This window comes from Streptomyces sp. NPDC088762, assembly GCF_044750905.1.
Classification (GTDB): Bacteria; Actinomycetota; Actinomycetes; order Streptomycetales; family Streptomycetaceae; genus Streptomyces.
The window spans coordinates 575,032-598,470 of record NZ_JBIVKT010000004.1; the positions used below are offsets into that span (position 1 = coordinate 575,032).

Genomic DNA, 23,439 nt, shown 5'->3' on the forward strand with positions numbered 1-23,439 from the left:
AGCGGGACCCGCCCCCGCGCGCTCAGGAGGTGATGGGCTTCGCCGCCGGCCCGAGCGCCGGACCGACGGCCCGCAGCGCCCCGGGCGTACGCCCCTCGCCCCAGCCGATCTCGCGCCGGTAGCTGCCGAGCAGGCCCCGCCCCACCAGTCCCGCCTCGTCCCGGACGGCCGGGTCGTCCGGCAGCGGCCGGGTCTGCGGGGCCACGAACAGCGCGTCGACCGGGCAGTTGGCCTCGCACATGAAGCAGGTCTGGCAGTCCTCCTGCCGGGCGAGCACCGCGATCCCGTCGGGGCCCCGCTCGAACACGTCCGTCGGACAGACCTCGACGCACTTGTCGCAGGCGATGCAGCGTTCCTGCGAGACCAGTTCGATCATGCCGCCGCCTCCTCCCGCGTCCACACCCGGTCGAGTCCGCCCACGGTGATGCGGTGGTGCAGCCTCGGGTCCTGTTCCGGGTGGTCGAGGCGCCGGGCCATGCCCCGGCTCTCCGGCCGCGCGAGTGCGGCCGCGTACATCCACCGCGCGTGCGCCGTCATCGCGGCCGCCTGCCGGGCCTTGACGAGGTCGGCGCCCTGCCCGTGCAGGGATCCGCGCAGTTCGGCCCAGGTCCCGTCGAGGGTGCGCAGGGCGTCGCCCAGCACCTCTCCGTGGCGCAGGTAGTTCTTGTCGTACGGGAGCACCTGCGCCTGTACGAGTTCCACGGCCGCGCGGTGCCCGTCGGCGGCTCCGGGGGTCCCCGTCGGGCGCAGCCCCGCGCCTCCGGCGCCGGTGACGGGGCGGGCGGCGGCCCGTCCCGAGCCGAGGGAGAGGGCGTGCCCGGCGGCTCCCCGGCCGGCCCAGCTGCCCGAGGAGATGGCCCAGGCGGCGTTGTGGCTGCCGCCTCCGGTGAAGCCCCCACAGATCTCCTCGCGGGTGGCCGCGTCCCCGGCCGCGTACAGGCCGGGCACGCCGGTCGCGCAGTCGTCGCCGGTGATCCGGATCCCGCCGGTACCGCGGACCGTGCCCTCCGCGAGCAGGGTGACGGCGAAGCGGTCGGTGAAGGGGTCGATGCCGAGCCTGTCGAAGGTGAGGAAGAAGTTCGGCTGTGCCAGGCGCATTGCGGCCTGCGCGGCGTCATCGGCACGGTCGAGACGCGCGTACACCTTGGCCCCGGTGAGGAGTTCGCGGGCGATGACCGAGCGGCCGCCCTGGCCGGCGGCGCCCTCCAGCACGCTGCCGTCCTCCTGGTAGAAGGTGGCGAAGGAGTAGAAGGCGGTCTTGGTGACGGAGGTGCCCTCGGGGGCGATGCCGTAGGCGTTGGAGAACTCCATTCCGGAGAGCTCCGCCCCGGCCTCGGCGGCGAACAGCGCGCCGTCGCCGGTGTTGGTGTTGGTTCCGAGCGCGCCGCTGAGGAAGGCGCAGCCGCCGGTCGCGAGAACCACGGCGCCGGCCCGGACCCGGTAGTGCTCGCGGGCCTGACGGCGGTACCCGGCGGCGCCCGCGACGGCGCCGTCGGCGTCGGTGAGCAGCTCGGTGACCGGGCTGTGGTCCAGTACGCGGACCCCGGCGCGGCGGATCCGGATCCGCATCCGCCGCATGTATTCGGGCCCTTGGAGGCCGTTTCGCAGCGGCTGTCCGTCCCGGCCGGTCGGGAAGGGGTAGCGGCCGTCGGTGGCCAGTTCGTTCATCCGGTCGTAGGTCTCGTCGAGGACGCGGGCCATCCAGCGGCGGTCGGCGAGGTAGCCGCCGAGGCCCTCCCGGGAGGCCATGGCGGCCTCGCGGGCGGCGGGCTCGGGCGGGACGTACCAGACGCCGGTGCCGCCGGCCGCCGTGGAGCCGCTGGTACCGCAGTAGCCCTTGTCGGCGAGGACGACCCGGGCCCCGGCCTCGGCCGCCTTGAGGGCGGCCCAGGTGGCGGCCGGTCCGCCGCCGACGACGAGGACGTCGGTGACGCTCTCGTGAACGGTCATACGGATTCCCGCGCGTAGCGGTTGACCGGGCGCGGCAGGCCGTAGTTCTCGCGGAGGGTGGTGCCGGTGTACTCGGTGCGGAAGAGGCCGCGGCGCTGCAGGATCGGCACGACGTGGTCGACGAAGTCGGTCAGGCCGGTCGGCAGGATCGGGGCCATGATGTTGAAGCCGTCGGCGGCTCCCTGCGTGAACCACTCCTCCAGCTGGTCGGCGATCTGTTCGGGGGTGCCGGCGTAGGTACGGTGGCCGCGGCCTGCGCCGAGGCGGGCGATCAGTTCGCGCAGGGTGAGGCCGTCACGGCGGGCGAGCTCGGCGACGAGGGTGAAGCGGCTCTTGTTGCCGTTGATGTCCCGCTCTTCGGGGAGGTCGGGCAGCGGGCCGTCGAGGGGCAGGCCGGTGAGGTCGACGTTCAGCATCCCGGAGAGCTGGGCGAGGCCGTACTCGGGGATCTGGAGGTCGGTGAGCTCCTGCTCCAGGGCCTTCGCCTCGGCTTCGGTGGAGCCGATCACGGGGGCGATGCCGGGCAGGACGAGCAGGTCGCCCTCGGCGCGGCCGTAGCGGGCCAGCCGGGACTTGAGGTCCTTGTAGAAGGTCTGGCCGTCGGCAAGGGTCTGCTGGGCGGTGAAGACGGCCTCGGCGTACTGGGCGGCGAACTCCTTTCCGTCCTCGGAGGAGCCGGCCTGCACGAGCAGCGGGTAGCCCTGCGGGGAGCGCGGCACGTTGAGGGGGCCGGCGACGCCGAAGTACTCGCCCCGGTGGGCGGCGGGGTGGAGCTTGTCGGTGTCGGCGTAGATGCCGCGCTCCTTGTCGAGGACGATCGCGTCGTCCTCCCAGCTGTCCCAGAGCTTGGTGGCGACGTCGAGGAACTCGCGGGCGCGTTCGTAGCGGCGGGCGTGCTCCAGGTGCTCGTCCCGGTTGAAGTTGCGGGCCTCGTCGACGCTGCCGGAGGTGACGATGTTCCAGCCGGCCCGGCCGCCGCTGATGTGGTCGAGGGAGGCGAACTTGCGGGCGAGGTTGAAGGGTTCGTTGAAGGTGGTGGAGACGGTGGCGATGAGCCCGATGTGCTCGGTGACGGCGGCGATCGCGGAGAGCAGGGTGAGCGGCTCGAACCCGCCGAGGGCGTTGTAGCGGGCCTTGCCCCAGAGGGCGACGCCGTCTGCGAAGAAGATGGAGTCGAGCCTGCCGCGCTCGGCGGTGCGGGCCAGTTCCTGGAAGTACCGCAGGTCGGTGGCCCGTTCGGGGCTGCTGCCGGGGTGGCGCCAGGCGGCGTCGTGGTGCCCGGCGTTCATGAGGAACGCGTTGAGGTGCAGGGTCCGGGGTGCGGTGGTCATGGGGGTCCGTTCCTTCTGGGGGGCGGTAGGGGGGCCGAGCCGGCCGGCCCGCGCGGGGAGCGGCGGGGGCTTCAGGCGGTGGGGACGCGCCAGACGCTGAGGCGGCGTTCGACGGTGACGAGGAGCTGGTTGAAGGCGACGCCGATCGCGGAGATCGTGATGATGCCCGCGTACATCTGCGGGATGGCGAAGTTGAACTGCGAGGCGTTGATCAGGTAGCCGAGGCCCGCCTTGGCGCCGATCATCTCGGCGGCCACGAGGACGAGGATGGAGACGGCGCCGGCGAGGCGGATGCCCGTGAAGACCGCCGGTACGGAGGCCGGGAGGATCACCTTCTGGAACAGGCGGGGCGTGGAGAGGTCCATCGACCGGGCGAGCCGGATCAGGGTGGGGTCGGCGTTGCGGACGGCGCTGATGGTGTTGAGCAGGACGGGCCAGAGGCAGGCGTAGACGACGATCGACACCTTCGAGGTCTCGCCGATGCCGAGGAGGAGGACGAAGACCGGGAGCAGCGCGAGGGCCGCGGTGTTGCGGAAGACCTCCAGCAGCGGGCCGAGGAAGTCGGCGAGGGGCCGGTACCAGCCGATGAGCAGGCCGAGCGGGACGGCGACGGCCACGGCGATGGCGAAGCCGCCGAGGGAGCGGACCAGGCTGGCCTGGGTGTGGTCGGCGAGCCGGCCGTCGCCGGCCAGCTCCCACCAGGCGACTGCCACCTCGCTGATGGGCGGCAGGAAGGTGGCGTCGACCAGCCCGGCACGGGGGGCGACCTCCCAGAGCGCGACGAGCGCGAGGACCGCGGCGCTCCGGAGGGCGGCGGCCTTCAGTACGCGGACGGCGGCTCGTGCGGCGGACGTCGTACGGGTGGCGGCGGGGCCGGCCGCCAGGCCCTTGGCCGTGGCTGCGGCCGGGGCGGTCCCTTCGGCGGCCGGGGTCGGCCCGGCGGCGGCCGGAGCAGCGCCGGCCGGAGCCGGCCCGGACGGAGACGGCCCGGACGGAGACGGCCCGGACGGAGACGGGGCCTTGGGGAGCGGGGCACCGGCCGGGGCGGTCCCGCCGGTGGCCGGGGTCGCGTCAGGCCTCGGGGCGGGCTCGCCGGCGGCCGGGGTGGTGAGGCCGCCGGGCGGGGTGGCGAGGCCCGCGGCGGCTCGGGCGGTGGTGTCTGTTCCCGTGGTCATGCGGCTGCCGCCTCCTTCTCCAGTTGCTGGGCGCGGGCCACCTCGTCGTGGAGGAGGTCCCAGATCTCGTGCCGGTAGCGGGCGAACTCCGGGCTGGACCGCAGGGCCTCCCCCAGCAGTCCCTCGCGGTGGCCGAAGGAGATCGGGACGACCTCCTTGACCCGGCCGGGCCGCGAGGTCATGACGGCCACCCGCTGCCCGAGGTAGACGGCCTCCTCGATGCCGTGCGTGATGAAGACGACGGTCTTGCCCGTGCTCTGCCAGATGCGGCGCAACTCGTCCTGGAGGGACTCCCGGGTCAGCGCGTCGAGCGCGGCGAACGGCTCGTCCATCAGCAGTACGTCGGGGTCGTACGCCAGCGAGCGTGCGATGGCCACGCGCTGGCGCATGCCGCCGGACAGCTGGTGCGGGTGCCGGTCCTCGAAGCCGGTCAGACCGACGAGTTCGAGGAACTCCCTGGCCCGCGCGGCACGTTGCCGTCGCGGCACACCGGTGGCCTCCAGCCCGAACTCGACGTTTCCCTGGGCGGTGCGCCACGGCAGCAGTGCGTACTGCTGGAAGACGATGCCGCGGTCCAGGCCCGGCCCGGTGACCGGCTTGCCGTCGAGGAGGATCCGCCCGGCCGTCGGGGCCGACAGCCCGCCGAGGAGGTCCAGGAGGGTGGACTTGCCGCAGCCGCTGGGGCCCACGACGACCACGAACTCCCCCGCCCCGATCTCCAGGTCGATGCCGTCGAGGGCGGTGAAGTCCCCGAAGGCCTTGGTCACTGCGTCGAACACGATCTTCGCCATGGCGGCCGTCACCCCTTTCCGTATCCGTTGAACTCGTTGGTGTAGAGGTCGGACGGCTTGAACTGCCCCTGCTTGATCTCACCGCGCTCGCCGAGCCAGTCGAGCCAGAGCTGGAACTCCTTGTCGGGAATCCGGCCGCCCGTCTCGGCGATCCCGAACGAGCGCCAGTACTGCAGTGCCGTGGTGTCCTCGTTCCGGCCGCGCTTCTTGACGATCTCGGTCATCCGGGCGACGGCCTCCTCGCGCGGGGTGGTGCGGGACCACTCGATGGCCTTGGCGACGCCGGTCACGAAGGTCCGTACGGTGTCCGGGTTCTGCTTGATGAAGCGCTCGGTCATGACGTACGTGCCCGCGCTGAACGGGCCGAGCAGCTCGACGTCGGTGAACAGCGGGCGGATGCCGCCGGAGGCGACGGCCTTGTCGCGCAGGATGCCGGTGAGGACCCCGACCTCGATCTGCTTCGCGCGCAGCGCCTGTTCGGTGTTGACGGGCGGCACGACCAGGGGTTCGACCTTGGCCGCGTCCGCCTTGGACAGACCGTTGCGGGCGAGGTAGGTGTCGAGCAGCGCCTGGTAGTGGGCGCCCAGGGTGTTCATGCCGACCTTCTTGCCGATCAGGTCCCGGGCGGAGCGGATCGGGCTGTCCTCCAGGACGAAGTAGCCGGCGTAAGAGTGCTGGTCCGAGCCGTAGGAGGAGATGACTGCCTTGATCGGGGCCTTGCCGGCGGCGAGCTTGATGACCGCGCCGTTGAAGGCGCTGCCGAAGTGGGTCTGACCGGTGGCCGCGGTCTGGATGTCCTGCGGGCCGCTGGTGGTGTTGCCGACCCATTCGAGCTTGACGTCCTCGAAGTAGCCCAGATCCGCGGCGAGTTCGGGAAGCGTGACCGCGCCGACCGAGCCCTGGTACTTGAGGGTCTTGACCTGTGATCCGGAGCCGGAGCCGGATCCTCCGCCGTTGGCGGTGGCCGTGCCGCAGCTCACCGCGGCCGCCGAGATGCCGAGCAGGGTCAGGAACTGGCGTCGGGAGGTGGGGGTCGGTATGCGTGCTGCGGCCATGACGGTTCCTTGTCGGTACGGGGTTTCGGGATTGACGGGGTTACGGGGTGGCGGTGAGGGCGGTGGCGCGCGCGGCGCGCAGGGCGGTGGCGAACTCGTCGACGGCCTGGAAGAGGTCCAGCTCCGCCTCCGGCCGCAGCCGGTCGGGGCCGGAGCCGCGCTCGACGGAGGAGTCGAGGACGAAGCGGCCGGCGGTGACGTGCCGGGCGCCGAGGGCGGCGAGGACGGGGCGCAGGGCGTAGTCGATGGTCAGGACGTGGGCGAGGCTGCCGCCCGTGGCCAGCGGCAGGATCGTTTTGCCGGCCAGCCCGTCCTGCGGGAGCAGGTCGAGGAAGGCCTTGAGCAGGCCGGTGTACGAGGCTTTGTAGATCGGAGTCGCGATCACCAGGCCGTCGGCCTCGGCGACGGCCTCCAGGGCCCCGCGGATCTCCGGTTCGCCGCGCCGGGCGGAGAGGAGATCCGCGGCGGGCAGGTCACGGACGGCGAGGTGGGCGGTGTCGAAGCCGGCGTGCGAGAGGCGGCGCAGTACGTGATCGGCGACGACGGCGGTACGGGAGTGGGTGGAGGGGCTGCCGGTGAGGGCGAGCAGCTGGGGCACGGGGGCTCCTCGGAGTGCGTACGGGTGGCGGGGCGGGGCCGGTCAGGCGGCGGTCGAGGCGCCCGAGGGGATGCCGAAGGCGGGGTCCGGGACGGTCTCGGGGCTGATCAGGCGGGAGGGCTCGCCGTCGGGGCCGACCGGGATGTCACCGTCGACGGTGACGCGGCGCAGGGTGCGCTCGTGGTCGTCGGAGTCGTCGACGCCGTAGTGCTGGGTGGCGCGGTTGTCCCAGATGGCGACGTCGCCTGCCCGCCACTGCCAGCGCACGGTGTTCTCGGGGCTCTCGATGTGGGCCTGGAAGAGGTCCTGGAGGAGGCGGGAGTCCCGGCCGGTGAAGCCTTCGATGCGCTGGACGAAGTTGCCGAGCAGGAGGGTGCGTTCGCCCGTCTCGGGGTGGACGCGGACCACCGGGTGCTCGGTGAGGAACGTGGTGGAGGTGAACACCTCGCGGTACTGGGCCAGGGCCTCGGGGAGGGCATCGGGCTTGAGGGCGGCGTAGTCGTACGCGTTGGAGTGGACGGCGCGCAGACCGTCGGCGAGGGCGCGCAGGGGTGCGGGGAGGTGGGAGTAGGCCGTGGCGGTGTTGGCCCAGAGGGTGTTGCCGCCGTACGGGGGGATGGTGACGGCGCGGAGGATGGAGAAGGCCGGGTAAGCGGGGACGAAGGTGACATCGGTGTGCCACTGGTTGGCACGGGCGCCGTGGTGGGAGTCGATGCCGAGGGCGTAACGGCCGTCCGCGGAAGGGACGGTGGGGTGTGCGACCGGGGCCCCGAGCAGGCGGGCGAAGGCCTCGTGGCCGGCCTCGTCGAGGTGGTCCTGATCGCGGAAGAAGACGACCTTGTGGGCGAGGAGCGCGGAGCGGATCTCGGCGACGGTCCCGGCGGCGAGGTCGCCCCCGAGGCGGACGCCGCCGATCTCGGCGCCGATGCGGCCCCCGATCTTCGTGACGGTGACGGGGGTGGTGACGGTGGCCATGGGAACTCCTGGTGGCGAGGCCGCGGAGGCATTCGTCCGCGGCGGAGGTGGTGGAGGGGAGATGGGGCGAGGCCCGGAGGGCGTGGTGTGGCGTGGCAGGGCACGGCGCGGCCCTGCGGGGTGGGCAGGGATGTCTTACGGGTCGGGCTGGTCGAGGGAGCGGCGACTGGTGCCGTGCATCGCAAGGCGGACGAGGGAGTCGGGGCGGAGCCTCGGCGGGGGTGAGGACAACGCGGTGAGGCGTTGCCGGACACCGCGAGCCCCGACCTGACCGGTTGGACACACCTGGGGCCCGGGGCGGCAGAGCTCCGCTCGGGCTGGACGCGGGACGGTGCCGGGCCCGGGGGACGCGTGCGCAGGGCCCGGCGGACTGGCCGGAAAGGGCGGCGAGCCGGCCGGAAGGGCGTCGCTCGGGGCGGATCCGGCGGGGCCGTGACGCCTGGGATCAGGCTCGGCGGAGGCCGGTACAGCGGCCCGGACACGCGTCCGGCGCGGTACAGGGGCCGGGGGTGTGGAGCCGCGGGACGAGAGGTGCGTTCGCGGTCATGGCCCGGAGCCTGTCAGCGGCCCCGGCGGTGGTCAACCCCCGTCGGGCGGCCCGCCCCGGGCGGGCCACCGGCCCAGTGCACCGGTCGTGACCTGGGCTTTCGCTGCGTTCCGAGCGGCGTCGGGGGGCCGTTGGGCGGCCGGATCGCGTGGCCGGATTTCACGGTTGCGCAACGTGCCCGCCATGCCGTTGCAGCGCCGCCCCCGCCGGAGCCCCGCGGGGCCCTCCCCCACCCCGCCCCTTCCCGAAACCGCCGGGCCCCCGCGCCCCCGCACGCCGGCGGGGCTGGACGGGGCCGGTGCGGCCGGCGGGACGGTCAGAGATCCGGGGCACCGCTCTCCGACACCGGCGAGGCCGGACAGGGCCGACACGCCGCTGCCGCGCGCACGCGCCCGCGGTTCTTCTGTGGGATGTCTTCAATCCGGCGGTCACGGTCGTGGCAGGTTCGCGAGTGTTCCTCAGGGGCGTCGCCCGCAGGGGATTCGCGGCTGCGTGACAGCGCACTCGTGCCGGTGCGGGGAAGCGGAGCGGATCGTGACCCCCGTGCGCCCGGCCGGCCACACGGCCCGCGGCAGCCGCAAGAGTGCTGCTCAGCAGCCTGTTCCGGGATCCTTTTAGTATGTCATGAGAGTGCGAGATCACACCCAGCGGTATGGTGCACCGCTGAGCGGCCCCCCTAGCATTCGAGCCATGACGGTCCTGCCTGACGACGGGCTCTCCCTGGCCGCCGAGTTCCCTGACGCGACGCATGAGCAGTGGCAGCGCCTTGTAGAAGGCGTACTGCGCAAGTCGGGCAAGGAAGCCTCCGGCGAGGCCGCAGAAGACGCTTTGTCCACCCCACTCGAGGACGGGCTCACCACCCGCCCGCTGTACACCGCGCCGCCCGACGGGGCGGCTCCCGACACCGGCTTCCCCGGCTTCGCCCCCTTCGTGCGCGGCGGGAAGCCGGAAGGCACCACCGCGAACGGCTGGGACGTGCGCCAGCGCCCCGCGGGCTCCGATCCCGTGCGTGTCAACGAGGCGGCCCTCGCCGATCTGGAGAACGGGGTCACCTCCCTCTGGCTCACCGTGGGCCACGGCGGCATCCCCGCCGACGGCCTGGCCCGGGCGCTGGACGGGGTCTACCTGGACCTCGCCCCGGTCTCGCTCGACGCCGGAGCCGGATACGCCGAGGCCGCGCGGGCGTTCCTCGCCGTGTGCGCCGAACGGAGGATGCAGCCGACGGCGGTACGGGCGAGTCTCGGCGCCGACCCGCTGGGCCACGAGGCCCGTACGGGCGAGGCGCTGGACCCGGCCGACGCGTTGGAGCTCGCCCGGGCGGCCGCCGCCGATTACCCCGGGGTCCGCGCCCTGACCGTGGACGCCCTGCCGTACCACGAGGCCGGCGGCAGCGCCGCCGAGGAGCTGGGGCTCTCCCTGGCCACCGGTGTCGCCTACCTGCGGGCCCTCACGGAAGCCGGGCTGAGCACCGAAGCGGCCCTCGGCCAGCTGGAGTTCCGCTACGCGGCCACCGCCGACCAGTTCCTGACCATTTCCAAGCTGCGTGCCGCACGCCGTCTGTGGGCCCGTATCGCCGAGGCCTCGGGGGCCCCGGAGGCGGGTGCCCAGCTCCAGCACGCGGTGACCTCGCCGGTGATGATGACCCGCCGCGACCCCTGGGTGAACATGCTGCGCACCACCGTGGCCTGCATGGCCGCCGGTGTGGGCGGCGCGGACTCGGTCACCGTGCTCCCCTTCGACCACGAGCTGGGCCTGCCGGACGCCTTCGCGCGCCGGATCGCCCGCAACACCTCCACCATCCTGCTGGAGGAGTCGCACCTGGCCCGCGTGATCGACCCGGCCGGCGGCTCGTACTACGTCGAGCGGCTCACCGACGAACTCGCCCACGCCGCCTGGGAGTTCTTCCAGATCGTGGAGAAGGCGGGCGGCCTGGCCGCCGCCCTGCGCTCCGGGAGGGTCGCCGAGCGCCTCGCCGCCACCTGGGCGGAGCGCTCGAAGAAGCTGGCCAAGCGCCGCGAACCGATCACCGGGGTCAGCGAGTTCCCGTTCCTGTCGGAGAAGCCGGTCGTACGGGAGCCCGCGCCCGCGGCGCCCTCCGGCGGCCTGCCGCGCGTCCGGCGCGACGAGGCCTACGAGGCCCTGCGCGCCCGCAGCGACGCGCACCTGGCGGCGACCGGCGCCCGGCCGCGGATCTTCCTCGCCGCGCTGGGCCCGGCGGCCGCGCACACCGCGCGGGCCACCTTCGCCTCGAACCTCTTCCAGGCGGGGGGCATCGAGCCCGTGCACGACCCCGTTTCCGTGGACCCGGCGACGGCCGCCGCGGCCTATGCCGCGAGCGGCGCCGACGGCATGGCCGTGCTGTGCTCCAGCGACGCGCTGTACGAGGAGCAGGCCGCGGCGGTGGCCGGGGCGCTGCGCGCGGCGGGCGCCACGACCGTGTTCCTGGCCGGCCGGCCCGGCACCGCGGAAGCCTCCGTGGACGAGTACGTCTTCGCCGGCTGTGACGCCGTCGCCGTGCTGTCCTCCGTACTCGACCGGATGGGAGTGCAGGCATGAGCATCCCCGATTTCTCCGAGCTGCCGCTCGGACCCGCCGCCGGCGGCGGCGTCTCCGAGGACCAGTGGCGTTCCGCGGTGAAGGAGTCCACCGGGACGGCCGCCGCCGACCTGCTGTGGGAGACCCCGGAGGGCATCGGCGTCAAGCCGCTGTACACCGGCCGGGACCTGGAGGGCCTGGACTTCCTGCGGACGTACCCGGGCGTGGCCCCGTACCTGCGCGGCCCGTACCCGACCATGTACGTCAACCAGCCCTGGACGATCCGGCAGTACGCCGGCTTCTCCACGGCCGAGGAGTCGAACGCCTTCTACCGGCGCAACCTGGCCTCCGGCCAGAAGGGCCTGTCGGTGGCCTTCGACCTGCCCACGCACCGCGGCTACGACAGCGACCACCCGCGCGTGACCGGTGACGTCGGCATGGCGGGCGTGGCGATCGACTCGATCTACGACATGCGGCAGCTGTTCGACGGGATCCCGCTGGACAAGATGTCGGTGTCGATGACGATGAACGGCGCGGTGCTGCCCGTCCTCGCGCTGTACATCGTGGCGGCGGAGGAGCAGGGCGTCTCCCCCGACAAGCTCGCCGGGACCATCCAGAACGACATCCTCAAGGAGTTCATGGTCCGCAACACCTACATCTACCCGCCCAAGCCCTCGATGCGGATCATCTCCGACATCTTCGCCTTCACCTCGCAGAAGATGCCGCGGTACAACTCGATCTCCATCTCCGGCTACCACATCCAGGAGGCCGGCGCCACGGCCGACCTGGAGCTGGCGTACACCCTCGCCGACGGCGTGGAGTACCTGCGTGCCGGGCAGGCCGTCGGGCTGGACGTGGACGCGTTCGCGCCGCGCCTGTCGTTCTTCTGGGCGATCGGCATGAACTTCTTCATGGAGGTCGCGAAGCTGCGCGCGGCCCGTCTGCTGTGGGCGCGCCTGGTCAAGCAGTTCGACCCGAAGAACGCCAAGTCGCTGTCGCTGCGCACGCATTCGCAGACCTCGGGCTGGTCGCTGACCGCGCAGGACGTCTTCAACAACGTGACGCGCACGTGCATCGAGGCGATGGCGGCGACCCAGGGGCACACCCAGTCGCTGCACACCAACGCCCTCGACGAGGCGCTCGCGCTGCCGACGGACTTTTCGGCGCGCATCGCCCGCAACACCCAGCTGCTGCTGCAGCAGGAGTCGGGGACCTGCCGGTCGATCGACCCGTGGGGCGGCAGCGCGTACGTCGAGAAGCTGACGTACGACCTGGCGCGTCGCGCCTGGCAGCACATCGAGGAGGTCGAGGCGGCGGGCGGCATGGCCCAGGCCATCGACGCGGGCATCCCGAAGCTGCGCGTGGAGGAGGCCGCGGCCCGTACGCAGGCCCGGATCGACTCGGGCCGCCAGCCGGTGGTCGGCGTCAACAAGTACCGCGTGGAGAACGACGAGGCGATCGAGGTCCTCAAGGTCGACAACTCCTCGGTGCGCGCCCAGCAGATCGCCAAGCTGCGGCGGCTGCGCGAGGAGCGCGACGAGGCGGTCACCCAGGACACCCTGCGGGCGCTGACGAACGCGGCCGAGCGCGGCGACGGCAACCTGCTCGCCCTGGCGGTGGACGCGGCGCGCGCCAAGGCGACCGTCGGCGAGATCTCCGACGCACTCGAGAAGGTGTACGGGCGGCACGCCAGCCAGATCCGTACGATCTCGGGCGTCTACCGCACTGAGGCAGGAGAGTCCCCGAGCGTGGAACGCACCCGAGCCCTGGTCGACCGGTTCGAGGAGGCGGAAGGCCGCCGTCCGCGCATCCTGGTGGCCAAGATGGGCCAGGACGGGCACGACCGCGGCCAGAAGGTGATCGCGACCGCCTTCGCCGACCTGGGCTTCGACGTGGACGTCGGCCCGCTGTTCCAGACCCCGGCAGAGGTGGCCCGCCAGGCCGTCGAGGCGGACGTCCACGTGGTGGGCGTCTCGTCGCTGGCGGCCGGTCACCTGACCCTCGTACCGGCGCTGCGCGAGCAGCTGGCGGAGGAGGGCCGCGAGGACATCATGATCGTGGTGGGCGGGGTCATTCCGCCGGCCGATGTCCCGACGCTGCTGGAGATGGGTGCGACGGCGGTGTTCCCGCCCGGAACGGTCATTCCGGACGCCGCCCACGACCTGGTGACGCGGCTCGCCGCGGACCTGGGCCACGAGCTGTAGGCGGGGGCCGGGAGCATGCCCCCGAAGATCGACATCGACGTGTACGTGAAGGGCGTGCTCGACGGGAAGCGCGCGCACATCGCGCGCGCCATCACCCTCGTCGAGTCCACCCGGACCGATCACCGGGCCCTGGCCCAGCGGCTGTTGACGGAGCTCCTCCCCCATGCGGGGAACGCGCGCCGGATCGGCATCAGCGGGGTGCCGGGCGTCGGGAAGTCCACCTTCATCGACGCGTTCGGCACGATGCTGACCGGGCTGGGCCACCGGGTCGCGGTCCTGGCCGTGGACCCTTCCTCCACGCGGACGGGCGGGTCCATCCTCGGCGACAAGACGCGGATGGAGCGGCTTTCGGTGGACCCCGCGGCCTTCGTGCGGCCCTCACCCTCGGCGGGAACGCTGGGCGGGGTCGCGAAGGCCACTCGGGAATCCATGATCGTCATGGAGGCGGCGGGCTACGACGTGGTCCTCGTCGAAACGGTCGGCGTGGGCCAGTCGGAGACCACGGTGGCGGGGATGGTCGACTCGTTCCTGCTGCTCTCCCTGGCCCGTACGGGCGACCAGCTGCAGGGCATCAAGAAGGGTGTCCTGGAGCTGGCCGACGTCCTGGCGGTGAACAAGGCGGACGGCCCGCACGAGCGCGACGCCAAGGCCGCCGCCCGTGAACTGTCCGGCGCGCTGCGCCTGATGCACCCCGCCGACGCGGCCTGGACCCCGCCGGTCCTGACGTGCAGCGCCCGGGAATCGGCCGGGCTGGACGAGGTGTGGAACCGCCTCGAACAGCACCGGACGCTGCTGGACGCGGGCGGCCGGCTGGCCGCGAAGCGGGCGGCCCAGCAGGTGGAGTGGACCTGGTCGATGGTCCGCGACGAACTGCTGGAGCGGCTGCGCGCGGATCCTGCCGTACGGGATCTCGCGCCGGCCCTGGAGGAGTCGGTCCGGGCCGGCGCCACCACCGCCACCTCGGCGGCGGACCGGATCCTGGCGGCCTTCGCGTCGGGTCAGCCCAGGAACTGAACGACCTCGGCGGTGAAGGCCGCCGGGTCGTCCCGCCACGGGAAGTGCCCGGCGCGCCGCTGGACGACCAGCCGGGGGTCCTGGAACAGCTCCGCGTACTGCTCCACGACCTCCGGCATGGCGCCCAGGTCGCTCTTGCCGGCGAGCAGCAGGACCGGGCGGTCGAACGTCTCGAGCGCGGCCCGGGTGGCGGGCGGGTCGTAGGCGCCCCCGGATCCGTAGACGGCCGCGGCCTCGTTGTTGCGCAGGGCGTCCTCGGCCTCCTTGCGGGCCTGGACCGCGGCGTCCCAGCTGCCGTGCGAGAACGGCTCGATCGCGTCCCAGTTCTCGGGGGTCATCCGGCCGGCCTGGATGGCCTGGAGGGCGGCGTAGGCCGGGGCGAACCACGGCTGGTGGGAGTGCCGCCGGGCGCCCCGGAGCCGCATCTCGGCGGTGACCTCGATGCCGACGGCGAAGACGCTCGGGGTGATGAGCGCCATCCGGCCGATCCGCTGCGGATGCCGGGCGGCGTACAGGGCGGCGAGGTTCGCGCCGGCCGAGTGGGCCAGCAGGTCGATGTGTTCGAGGCCGAGGTGCTCGCGCAGGGCCTCCACGTCGTCGACGAGCCGGTCGCAGCGGTAGGTCGCCGGGTCCCGCGGTATGCCGGACCTTCCGGTGCCCCGCAGGTCCAGCAGGATCAGTTGCCGATGTGCGGACAGGCCGCCCAGCTCGTCGAGGTAGGCGGAGTCCGTCATGGGGCCGCCGGGGAGGCAGATCAGCGGCGGCCCGTCACCGACTGTGCGATAGGCGAGGTCGGTGCCGTCGTACGCGGAGAAGTGGGGCATGGCGCGGATCTTGTCAGCGCCGTTCCGGCCGGTCAACCGGTTTCTCCGGGCCCCTAGAACCCCTGACCAGGGGTTTCGTACGGTCAGGCCTCGACCAGGACCGGTCCGGCCGCGGCCAGCGTCCGGCGCAGCAGGCGGGTCTGTTCCGCCGGGTCGTCGCTGCCCAGCAGGGCGGAGAGCACGGCGATGCGCGCCTGGCCCGCCCGGAGCGTTCCCGTCGGGACCGCCCCGGCCGCCACCAGGTCCACCGCGCCGCCGTGCGTGTAGATCTCGGTGACGGGCCCGGCCATGACGCGCGTGGTCAGCGCGACCAGGACCCCGCGTCCGACGGCCGCCTTGACGGCGTCCACGATCTCCGGGGTGGCGTTGCCCGCGCCCGTGCCGACCAGGACGATGCCGCGCGCGCCCGCCTCGACGGCGGCGTTCAGCAGCACCGGGTCGCCGTCGGCGTGGTGCACCACCACGTCCACGCGCGGCGGGAGTTCCGGCATCGCCGGCAGCGGGAGCGGCTCGGACCGCTGGGGTGTGCGCAGGACGGTGACCTTGCCGAAGCCGATCTTCCCGAACAGTTCCTCGGAAGGGTCGGCGAACGCGTCCAGCGCCACGGCCTGGGTCTTCACCGTGCCGCGCGCGGCGTGCACCCGGCCCGCGAAGGCGATCAGCACGCCGAGCCCGCGCGTGCCGGCGGCGGTGAGCAGCGCGTCGTACAGGTTGCCCGGCCCGTCCCCGTCGGCGGTGCCCATGGGGCGCTGCGAGCCCGTGAACACGACGGAGCGCGCGTCGTGGTGGTGGAGGTCGACGAGGAACGCCGACTCCTCGAGGGTGTCGGTGCCGTGGGTGACGACGATGCCGTCGACTCCGGGGTCGGCGAGCACCTCGTGCACGGTCCGCAGGAGGGTGAGCTGGTGGGCGGTGGTGAGCCGGGGGCTGTTGACGCTGAACAGGTCCACCAGCTCGACGGTGATGCCCTCGGGCAGCGGGGCCGTGGCCATGACCTCGCTGCCGTCGGCGTCCGCCGCGAAGCCGGAGCCCTGCCAGCGGCTGGCTATCGTCCCACCGGTGCTGATGACGACGATCCGTCCCATGGCCGTGGCCGCCCTTCCTCGTACGTGTGTGCTGAAAGCAGCAATGATAGGGAGATCTACGCGCAATGCGATTGCTTCTTTGGCCGCGCTCGTAACATTCAGTAGGTGATAATTGCGTGATGGATGCCATTGACCGGGATATCTTGCGCGAGCTCCAGGCGGACGGCCGCCTCAGCAACCAGGAGCTCGCCCAGCGCGTGGGGCTCACCCCCTCCCCCTGTATGCGCCGGGTCCGCCAACTCGAACAGGACGGGGTGATCCAGGGCTACCGCGCCGTGATCTCCCCGGAGGCCGTGGGCCGCGGCTTCGAGGTGCTCGTCTCGGTGGAGGTGCGCCGTGACCGCGCCGCCGTCGAGGCCTTCGAGGCCGCCCTGCAGGACATCCCCGACGTCATCGAGGCCTACCGCCTCTTCGGCAGCCCGGGCTGCCTGCTGCGCATCGCCGTCGCGGACCTGCGTGCGTACGAGCGGCTGTGGATCGAGCAGCTGACGGCCCTCTCGGGAGTCACCGAGGTCAACTCGCAGATCATCATGAAGCGCATCAAGGAACCGACCGGCCTGCCCGTCGAACGCTGACGCGGCCCGCCCCAGACAGGAAGCAGCACCCCATGGAACCTCTCGGCACCGGCGACCCGGTCCGCCTCGGCCCGTACCGCCTCCTCGGCGTGCTCGGCGCCGGCGGCATGGGCAAGGTCTACTTCGGCCGGGACGCGGAGGGCCGGACCGCGGCGGTCAAGGTGCTGCTGCCGGAGCTCGCGCACGACCCCCACCTCGCGCAGCGCTTCGTCCGCGAGGCGCACACCGCCCAGGCCGTCACCAGCCCGGGCGTCGCCCGCGTCCTGAACGCCCACAGCGAGGACGGCAACCGGCCCTGGATCGCCACCGAGTTCCTGTCCGGGCCCACCCTCGACGACGCCGTCCGGCGGTACGGGCCCTTCGGCCCGGACGGCATACGCGCGCTCGCCGCCTCCCTCGCCACCACCCTGCGGGACATCCACGCCGCCGGGCTGGTCCACCGCGACCTGAAGCCGGCGAACATCGTGCTCACCTCGGCGGGACCGCGCGTCATCGACTTCGGCATCGCGCGCCCCGAGCACGGGCTGACGCTCACCACCACCGGCCAGGTCCCGGTCACCCCCGGCTACGGCGCTCCGGAGCAGGTGCTCGGCCGGCGGGTCGGTCCGGCCGCGGACGTCTTCTCGCTCGGCGCGGTACTGGCGTACGCGGCGACCGGCCGGCGCGCCTTCGACGGCACGCACGTGGCGGCCGTCCAGTACGAGGTGGTGCACGGCGAGCCGCAACTCGCGGGCATACCCGCCGACTTGCTGCACCTGATCACACCCTGCCTCGCCAAGGATCCCGCGTACCGCCCGACCCCCGAGCAGATCGCGGGCGCCTTCGCCCCGCCGCGCGGAGCGGACCGCGTCTGGCGCACGGGACCGCTCGCCAAGGACATCGCCCGCCGCGGCACCGAGGCCGAGCGGCAGGCCGCGCTCCTCGTACAGGAGCCCGGAACCGGCCCCTCCCGCAGGCGGGTGCTGCGCGCCTCGCTGGCCGCGGGCGGGGTCCTCGCGGCCGGCGGCGGGGCCGGGGCCTGGTGGCTGCTGCGCGAGGAACCCCGGGCGCCCAACGTGCCCGGACTGGCCGAGGCCGCGCAGCCGCTGCCGCTGTCGGCCGCGCAGTCCGGCAAGGCTCCCGAACCCCTGTGGGGGCCGCTGCCGGTCGCGGCCAAGCCGGAGAACGGGGTCGCCCTCACGCCCTTGTCCCTGCGCGACGTGGTCATGTTCGCCGCCAGGGACGGGGGGCTGGCGGCCCGTAGGACGCGCGACGGCCGGGAGAAGTGGCGCATGGCCGACATCGCACCGGAGGCCGGGCTCCTCGCGCTGGAGGACCCGACGTTCGCCGCGGCGGGCGTCGACGGCGCGCTCCGCGTCCACGAGGCCTCCACGGCCCGGCTCAAGTGGTCGGTGCCGGGCGCGGAGGTCAGCCGGATCCTGACCTCCGACAAGGAGTTCATCTACGTCGTGACCAAGGGCGGTCATCTGCGCGCGGTGAACATGAAGCTCCAGTCGATCCGCTGGACCGTGCCGCTGCCGGCGACCGCCGTGGCGGGCGCGGGGCCCAAGGCCGCCGCCGGAGGCGGCACCGTCGTCCTCTTCGGCGCCGACGGCACCGTCCGCTCCTTCTACAACCAGTTCGGGGACCAGAACTGGGAGATCAAGAACCAGGCGACCTCCGCCATCGACCCGCTCGTCCTGGAGGTGAAGAACTTCGGCAGCGCGGACCACACCATCGTCTTCCTCGGCGGCCGCACCCTGACGGCCCGCAAGATGAACTTCACCGGCGACGAGCTGTGGAAGGCCGCCGCCACCGGTGACCCGCGCCAAGGCGCCGGCGGCTGGGGTGCCCCGCTGCTGGACGGCAAGAACCTGATCTGCGCGAACGGGACGACGCTGGCCGCCTTCACCACCGAGGGCAAGGAGCTTCCGGCGCGCGGCCGTGCCGCCCGGGGCCCGCTCCCGCACAACCCCCTCCTGATCCAGGGGCAGACGCTGTGGGCGGTCGAGGGCGAGGGGCGGGGGGTCTCGGCCTACTCCAGCACCAGCGGCAACCGGTTCTGGACCTGGTCGGCCGATTCCAGCGGGCCCTGGGCCATGTCCGGCGTCGGCAACCGGGTCTTCCTCGTCAACGACGGCAAGCTGACGGCCATGCCCACCGTCGGCTGACCCCGTGCCGGGCGCGCGTGCGATCACCGCTTAGGCTCGGGGCCGGACCACCGACCCGGGAGAGCGCGCGCAATGGAACGCCTACGCCACGACGACCCGTCGCAGATCGGGCCGTACGTGACCCTGGCCCGGCTCGACGCCGAATCCGCGGGGCGGACCGTTCCCGAGCGCCGCTACCTCGCGCGCGACGGCGACGGGCAGCGCACGGTTCTGGTCTGCGTGCCGCCGGTCGGCTCCGATCCGTCCCGGTGGGCGCTCGAGGCCGAAGGCGCCCGGCGGCTGTCCGTACCGGGGTTCCTGAACGTCGCCGAGGTGGGCGGTTCAGCCGGCTTCCCTTGGTACGCGGCCCCCTACACCCCGGCGCTGCCGCTGCCGGCGGTGCTCGCCGCGTACGGCGGCCCGCTGCCCGAGGACACCGTCCGCGGGCTGGGCGCCGCGCTCGCGCGGGGGCTGGCCGTCGCGCACGCCCGAGGGGTGACGCACGCGGGGCTGTCGCCGGCCGCTGTGCTGGTCACCCCGGGCGGGCCACTGCTGACCTGCTACGGCGCCGCGCGGGCCGGGCTCGCCGGGCTCGACCCGGGCTGCCTGGCCCCGGAAGAGGCCTCGGGCGCTGTCCCCTCGCCGGCCGGGGACCTCTTCGCGCTGGGTGCCGTACTGGCGTACGCGGCGACCGGCCACACCGTGCCGGAGCAGAGCGAACTGCCGCCCGGGCTGCGGCGCCTGGTGGGTGCCTGCCTGGCTCGCGACCCGGCGGACCGGCCCGGGTCGGCACAGGAACCGCTGCGGGAGCTCGCGGAACCGGCCGCGGCTCCGGCGGGGCCTGCGGTCGGGGCCGCCTCGGCGGGGGACCCGCGCCTGCCGGACGTGACCGTCTTCGACCACTCCGCTCCCCCGTCCCTGCCCGGCCGCGTGGTCGCCGCGCTCGCCGCCCAGTCGGCGGCGCTGCTCGCCGCGGAACTCCCCGTACCCGAGCAGGCGTTCGCCGCGACCCAGAAGGTGCACTGAACCCGATGCCCCTCGCCCCGGCACCCTTCACCCCGCTCACGCACGACGATCCGCAGCACCTCGGCGGCTACCGGCTGCTGGCCCGGCTCGGCAGCGGCGGCATGGGCACGGTCTACCTGGCCCGCTCGGCGGGCGGGCGCACCGTTGCGCTCAAGACCGTGCACACCCGGATCGCCGCCGACGCCTCCTTCCGCACCCGCTTCCGGCTGGAGTCCGACGCGGCACGGATCATCGGCGACCGCTACGGGGCCCGCGTGTTCGGCGCCGATCCCCTCTCCGCGACGCCCTGGCTGGCCACCGAGTACGTGCTCGGGCCGCAGCTCGACGAGGCGGTCCGGCTCGGCGGACCGCTGCCCGAGCCGTGCGTCCGGTCCCTGGGCGCGGACCTCGCCCACGCGCTCGGCCAGCTGCACCGCTCGGACGTCGTGCACCGCGACCTCAAGCCGTCCAACATCATGGTGACGGCCACCGGCCCCAAGGTCATCGACTTCGGCATCGCACGCGCCCTGGGCGACGAGCGGCTGACCAGCGTCGGCACCGCGGCCGGCACGCCCGCCTACATGTCGCCCGAGCAGGCCGGCGGCCTCGAACACACCCCGGCCGGCGACGTGTTCGCGCTGGCGGGCGTACTGGTCTTCGCGGCATCCGGACACGGCCCCTTCGGTGGCGGGCAGGCGGCGGACCTGCTCTACCGGGTGCGGTACGCGGAGCCCGATCTGACCGGCGTACCGGCTGACCTGGCCCCGCTCCTGGCCCGCTGCCTGAGCAAGGACCCGGCGCTGCGGCCCACGACGGCCGAGCTGGCGCGGCTGCTCGCACCCCGTGAAGGCCCGTTCGCCGACGGGCTGCCCCAGCCGGTGCTCGCGGACATCGCCCGCCGCAGCGCGGCGGTGTGGCAGGAGCCCCCGAGCCGGCTCCCGGCTCCCGCGGGGGAGCCGGCGACGGTCGTCGCGGCCGGCATGTCACGCCGCAGGCTGTTCACGCTCACCGGGGGCGCGATCGGCGCGGCGGCGCTCGCCACGGCCGGCGCCGTGTGGGCCTGGCCGCAGGAGCGGGCGGACGCCAAGCCGCAGTCCACCCTCCGGCCGGCGCCCGCCTCGCTGTGGAAGGTCACCCTCAGCAGCATCGGGGTGGACTTCGCCCCCCTGTGGGTGGACGACGGCCTCGTCGTGGCCGCCGGGGCCGAGGCCAAGAAGCTCGATCCGGCGACGGGCGCACAGGGGTGGTGGGAGGAGGAACTCCAGAGCCCCTGGCGCATGGCCACCGACGGCAAGCAGCTGTACGGGATGCCGGAGCCGAAGGGCGACGCCGCCAAGGACGGCCGGGCGACAGCGCTCACGGTCGAGCGGTTTCCCCAGGGCGTGGTCAGGGAGAAGCCGCTCGTGACGCTCGACGCCTTCGACGGCAGCCACAAGCTCGGCCAGCTCCTGTGCGTGGACAGGGACAGGGTGTACCTGTCCGCCAAGTCGGCCGCCGGCGCCGAGTGGTTCCTCGTCGCCGCGAGCCTGAAGTCCGGCCGCGAGCTCTGGCGTCAGAAGACGGCGGGACCCTTCGAGCGCTCGTCGTCCCCTGCCCTCGTCCGCGGCAAGGTCGTGAAGAGCGGCCTCCTGCTGTGCCGCCGCTCGGAGGCGGGGGGATCCCTGACCCTGAGCCTGCACGACACCGCCACCGGCGCCACGCGCTGGGAGAAGGCAGCCCTGCCCGTCACGGGCGCGATGCCCTACGCGCTGGCCACGGACGAGGACCACGTCTACCTCGGCTCCGACACCCTCCAAGCGCTGCGGCTCGGCGACGGCGCGACGGCCTGGTCCTTCGGCGCGGGCCGGGACACGGCCAACAAGCCGTACGGCATGCGCCGCTACGGGCTCCCGGCCGTGCGGGACGGTGTCGTGTACACCGTCGAGAGCGCCCGCGGCCTCGTCGCCGTCGACGCCCGCACCGGCGCGGCACTCTGGACGGAGCAGCCCCTGAAGGACACCGCCGCCGACGGTGACGTGGCCCCGGTGGTGGTCGGTGGGCTCGTCCTCACCATGGACAAGATCGGCCTGCGCGCCGTCGACACCCGCTCCCACAAGGCGCTCTGGCGCTACCCGACGACGGCGGTCGCCCTGACGGCCGATCCCCAGGACAAGCGGGTCTACGCCCGCGAGGAGGGCCTCGCGTTCGCCCTCCCCCTCGGCTGACCCGGCAGACGTCACCCCTGCCAGCTGTGGGGGGCGCGGAAGCCGGGCGTGCGTTCCAGGCGGCGCCAGCCGGCCTGGGAGCGGGTGGCGGGGACCGGGGTGGGGGTGGTGGCGGCGCGGGCGAGGAGGATCGCGGTGATCGCGGCGAGTTCCTCGGGGGCGGCGTTGCCCTTTTCGACGCGCAGCAGGGTGTCGGTGCTCATCGGTGGCGTGTCTCCTTACTGCGGGGGGTTGCCGTGCTTGCGGGACGGCAGGTCGGCGTGCTTGTTGCGGAGCATCGAGAGGGCGGCCACCAGGGTGGCGCGGGTCTCGGCGGGGTCGATGACGTCGTCGACCAGACCGCGTTCGGCCGCGTAGTAGGGGTGCATCAGCTCGGCCTTGTACTCCTTGACCATGCGGGTGCGCATGGCCTCGGGGTCCTCGGCGTCCGCGATCTGCTTGCGGAAGATGACGTTGGCCGCGCCTTCGGCGCCCATGACGGCGATCTCGTTGGTGGGCCAGGCGTAGGTGAGGTCGGCGCCGATGGACTGGGAGTCCATGACGATGTAGGCGCCGCCGTAGGCCTTGCGCAGGATCAGGCTGATCCGCGGCACGGTGGCGTTGCAGTAGGCGTAGAGCAGCTTGGCGCCGTGGCGGATGATCCCGCCGTGTTCCTGGTCCACGCCGGGCAGGAAGCCCGGCACGTCCAGCAGGGTGATGATCGGGATGTTGAAGGCGTCGCACATCTGGACGAACCGGGCGGCCTTCTCGGAGGCCTCGATGTCCAGGACACCGGCCAGGTGGCCGGGCTGGTTCGCGACGATCCCGACGACCTGGCCGTCCAGACGCGCCAGCGCGCAGATGATGTTGCGGGCCCAGCGTTCGTGGATCTCCAGGACATCGCCCTCGTCGACGAGCTCCTCGATGACCTTGAGCATGTCGTAGGGGCGGTTGCCGTCCGCCGGGACCAGGTCCAGCAGCACCTCGCTGCGGCGGTCGGCCGGGTCGGACGTCTCGTGGACCGGCGGGTTCTCCCGGTTGTTGGACGGCAGCATCGAGATCAGGTAGCGGACCTCGGAGATGCACGTCTCCTCGTCGTCGTACGCGAAATGCGCCACACCGCTGGTCTCGGCGTGCACGTCCGCGCCGCCCAGACCGTTCTGGGTGATCTCCTCACCCGTCACCGCACGGACCACGTCCGGGCCGGTGATGAACATCTGCGAGGTGTCCCGCACCATGAACACGAAGTCCGTCAACGCCGGACTGTAGGCGGCGCCGCCGGCGCACGGGCCGAGCATGACACTGATCTGCGGGATCACCCCGGAGGCTTTGGTGTTGCGCTGGAAGATGCCACCGTACCCGGCAAGAGCCGAGACGCCCTCCTGGATACGGGCACCCGCACCGTCATTGAGCGACACCAGCGGGGCACCGGCCGCGATGGCCATGTCCATGATCTTGTGGAT

19 protein-coding genes are annotated in these 23,439 nt (G+C 73.2%); 7 read left to right on the forward strand and 12 right to left on the reverse strand.

The genetic code is table 11. From position 1 onward, the window contains the following. Positions 1–22: 22 nt before the first annotated feature. From ACIP5M_RS14115 to ACIP5M_RS14150, 8 genes are all read right to left on the reverse strand, one after another. A complete protein-coding gene (locus ACIP5M_RS14115; protein ID WP_401196226.1) occupies positions 23–376 on the reverse strand; it encodes a ferredoxin family protein in 354 nt (117 codons plus the stop codon). Next, entirely contained in the window at positions 373–1,950 is a 1,578-nt protein-coding gene (locus ACIP5M_RS14120) for an FAD-dependent oxidoreductase (protein WP_401196228.1), read from the reverse strand. The genes ACIP5M_RS14115 and ACIP5M_RS14120 overlap by 4 nt, the downstream gene beginning before the upstream one ends. Continuing rightward, positions 1,947–3,281, reverse strand: coding sequence for an LLM class flavin-dependent oxidoreductase (locus tag ACIP5M_RS14125; RefSeq protein ID WP_401196230.1), 1,335 nt, complete (start codon positions 3,279–3,281; stop codon positions 1,947–1,949). The genes ACIP5M_RS14120 and ACIP5M_RS14125 overlap by 4 nt, the downstream gene beginning before the upstream one ends. A gap of 71 nt (positions 3,282–3,352) precedes the next feature. After that, on the reverse strand, positions 3,353–4,456 hold the full coding sequence (locus ACIP5M_RS14130) for an ABC transporter permease (protein ID WP_401196233.1): 1,104 nt from the start codon (positions 4,454–4,456) through the stop codon (positions 3,353–3,355). Next, a complete protein-coding gene (locus ACIP5M_RS14135) occupies positions 4,453–5,247 on the reverse strand; it encodes an ABC transporter ATP-binding protein (RefSeq protein WP_401196235.1) in 795 nt (264 codons plus the stop codon). Before ACIP5M_RS14135 ends, ACIP5M_RS14130 begins: the two co-directional genes overlap by 4 nt. A gap of 8 nt (positions 5,248–5,255) precedes the next feature. Further along, the gene (locus tag ACIP5M_RS14140; RefSeq protein WP_401196237.1) at positions 5,256–6,302 is read right to left on the reverse strand and encodes an ABC transporter substrate-binding protein; all 1,047 of its coding nucleotides are present in this window, start codon (positions 6,300–6,302) and stop codon (positions 5,256–5,258) included. Positions 6,303–6,342: 40 nt separating this feature from the next. Beyond that, positions 6,343–6,900, reverse strand: a complete 558-nt coding sequence (gene ssuE, locus ACIP5M_RS14145) for an NADPH-dependent FMN reductase (protein ID WP_401196239.1) — start codon at positions 6,898–6,900, stop codon at positions 6,343–6,345. A 42-nt stretch (positions 6,901–6,942) separates the two neighbouring features. Next, positions 6,943–7,875: a TauD/TfdA dioxygenase family protein gene (locus ACIP5M_RS14150; RefSeq protein ID WP_401196242.1), complete on the reverse strand. Its 933-nt coding sequence runs from the start codon at positions 7,873–7,875 to the stop codon at positions 6,943–6,945. Between the two features lie 1,237 nt (positions 7,876–9,112). On the opposite strand from ACIP5M_RS14150, the gene ACIP5M_RS14155 reads away from it, so the two are divergent. Genes ACIP5M_RS14155 through meaB form a run of 3 tightly spaced genes read left to right on the forward strand, consistent with a single transcriptional unit; the run spans position 9,113 to position 14,175 of the window. Continuing rightward, entirely contained in the window at positions 9,113–10,978 is a 1,866-nt protein-coding gene (locus tag ACIP5M_RS14155; protein WP_401196245.1) for a methylmalonyl-CoA mutase family protein, read from the forward strand. After that, a complete protein-coding gene (scpA, locus tag ACIP5M_RS14160) occupies positions 10,975–13,161 on the forward strand; it encodes a methylmalonyl-CoA mutase (RefSeq protein ID WP_401196247.1) in 2,187 nt (728 codons plus the stop codon). Before ACIP5M_RS14155 ends, scpA begins: the two co-directional genes overlap by 4 nt. A 15-nt stretch (positions 13,162–13,176) precedes the next feature. Then, positions 13,177–14,175: a methylmalonyl Co-A mutase-associated GTPase MeaB gene (meaB, locus tag ACIP5M_RS14165; RefSeq protein ID WP_401196249.1), complete on the forward strand. Its 999-nt coding sequence runs from the start codon at positions 13,177–13,179 to the stop codon at positions 14,173–14,175. On the opposite strand, the gene ACIP5M_RS14170 is transcribed toward meaB, so the two are convergent. Next, the gene (locus ACIP5M_RS14170) at positions 14,160–14,999 is read right to left on the reverse strand and encodes an alpha/beta fold hydrolase (RefSeq protein WP_401196252.1); all 840 of its coding nucleotides are present in this window, start codon (positions 14,997–14,999) and stop codon (positions 14,160–14,162) included. The genes meaB and ACIP5M_RS14170 overlap by 16 nt on opposite strands. Before the next feature lie 83 nt (positions 15,000–15,082). Next, on the reverse strand, positions 15,083–16,084 hold the full coding sequence (locus tag ACIP5M_RS14175; RefSeq protein WP_401196253.1) for an asparaginase: 1,002 nt from the start codon (positions 16,082–16,084) through the stop codon (positions 15,083–15,085). Between the two features lie 119 nt (positions 16,085–16,203). On the opposite strand from ACIP5M_RS14175, the gene ACIP5M_RS14180 reads away from it, so the two are divergent. The 4 genes from ACIP5M_RS14180 to ACIP5M_RS14195 all read left to right on the forward strand — a co-directional run bounded on the left by ACIP5M_RS14180 (position 16,204) and on the right by ACIP5M_RS14195 (position 21,997). Continuing rightward, positions 16,204–16,659, forward strand: coding sequence for an Lrp/AsnC family transcriptional regulator (locus ACIP5M_RS14180; protein ID WP_382636015.1), 456 nt, complete (start codon positions 16,204–16,206; stop codon positions 16,657–16,659). A gap of 32 nt (positions 16,660–16,691) precedes the next feature. Further along, positions 16,692–18,809 (forward strand): protein kinase, encoded by a 2,118-nt coding sequence (locus ACIP5M_RS14185; protein WP_401196256.1) that lies wholly within the window; start codon positions 16,692–16,694, stop codon positions 18,807–18,809. 72 nt (positions 18,810–18,881) lie between these two features. Further along, positions 18,882–19,814 carry a serine/threonine protein kinase gene (locus ACIP5M_RS14190; protein ID WP_401196258.1) on the forward strand — a complete coding sequence of 311 codons (933 nt, stop codon included), beginning with the start codon at positions 18,882–18,884 and terminating at the stop codon, positions 19,812–19,814. A 5-nt stretch (positions 19,815–19,819) separates the two neighbouring features. Continuing rightward, positions 19,820–21,997, forward strand: a complete 2,178-nt coding sequence (locus tag ACIP5M_RS14195; RefSeq protein ID WP_401196261.1) for a protein kinase — start codon at positions 19,820–19,822, stop codon at positions 21,995–21,997. Between the two features lie 11 nt (positions 21,998–22,008). On the opposite strand, the gene ACIP5M_RS14200 is transcribed toward ACIP5M_RS14195, so the two are convergent. Both ACIP5M_RS14200 and ACIP5M_RS14205 read right to left on the reverse strand, forming a co-directional pair. Further along, entirely contained in the window at positions 22,009–22,200 is a 192-nt protein-coding gene (locus ACIP5M_RS14200) for an acyl-CoA carboxylase subunit epsilon (RefSeq protein WP_401196262.1), read from the reverse strand. A 15-nt stretch (positions 22,201–22,215) separates the two neighbouring features. Further along, on the reverse strand, positions 22,216–23,439 hold a 1,224-nt coding region (locus ACIP5M_RS14205; RefSeq protein ID WP_401196264.1), incomplete at its 5' end, for an acyl-CoA carboxylase subunit beta.

Coding starts and splice junctions, on each gene's coding strand:
- scpA (WP_401196247.1), top strand. CDS start 10,975: ATGAGCATCCCCGATTTCTCCGAGCTGCCGCTCGGACCCGCCGCCGGC.
- ACIP5M_RS14190 (WP_401196258.1), top strand. CDS start 18,882: ATGGAACGCCTACGCCACGACGACCCGTCGCAGATCGGGCCGTACGTG.
- ACIP5M_RS14170 (WP_401196252.1), bottom strand. CDS start 14,999: ATGCCCCACTTCTCCGCGTACGACGGCACCGACCTCGCCTATCGCACA.
- ACIP5M_RS14140 (WP_401196237.1), bottom strand. CDS start 6,302: ATGGCCGCAGCACGCATACCGACCCCCACCTCCCGACGCCAGTTCCTG.
- ACIP5M_RS14175 (WP_401196253.1), bottom strand. CDS start 16,084: ATGGGACGGATCGTCGTCATCAGCACCGGTGGGACGATAGCCAGCCGC.
- ACIP5M_RS14185 (WP_401196256.1), top strand. CDS start 16,692: ATGGAACCTCTCGGCACCGGCGACCCGGTCCGCCTCGGCCCGTACCGC.
- ACIP5M_RS14180 (WP_382636015.1), top strand. CDS start 16,204: ATGGATGCCATTGACCGGGATATCTTGCGCGAGCTCCAGGCGGACGGC.
- ACIP5M_RS14195 (WP_401196261.1), top strand. CDS start 19,820: ATGCCCCTCGCCCCGGCACCCTTCACCCCGCTCACGCACGACGATCCG.
- ACIP5M_RS14150 (WP_401196242.1), bottom strand. CDS start 7,875: ATGGCCACCGTCACCACCCCCGTCACCGTCACGAAGATCGGGGGCCGC.
- meaB (WP_401196249.1), top strand. CDS start 13,177: ATGCCCCCGAAGATCGACATCGACGTGTACGTGAAGGGCGTGCTCGAC.
- ACIP5M_RS14200 (WP_401196262.1), bottom strand. CDS start 22,200: ATGAGCACCGACACCCTGCTGCGCGTCGAAAAGGGCAACGCCGCCCCC.
- ACIP5M_RS14130 (WP_401196233.1), bottom strand. CDS start 4,456: ATGACCACGGGAACAGACACCACCGCCCGAGCCGCCGCGGGCCTCGCC.
- ACIP5M_RS14125 (WP_401196230.1), bottom strand. CDS start 3,281: ATGACCACCGCACCCCGGACCCTGCACCTCAACGCGTTCCTCATGAAC.
- ACIP5M_RS14120 (WP_401196228.1), bottom strand. CDS start 1,950: ATGACCGTTCACGAGAGCGTCACCGACGTCCTCGTCGTCGGCGGCGGA.
- ACIP5M_RS14155 (WP_401196245.1), top strand. CDS start 9,113: ATGACGGTCCTGCCTGACGACGGGCTCTCCCTGGCCGCCGAGTTCCCT.
- ACIP5M_RS14115 (WP_401196226.1), bottom strand. CDS start 376: ATGATCGAACTGGTCTCGCAGGAACGCTGCATCGCCTGCGACAAGTGC.
- ACIP5M_RS14135 (WP_401196235.1), bottom strand. CDS start 5,247: ATGGCGAAGATCGTGTTCGACGCAGTGACCAAGGCCTTCGGGGACTTC.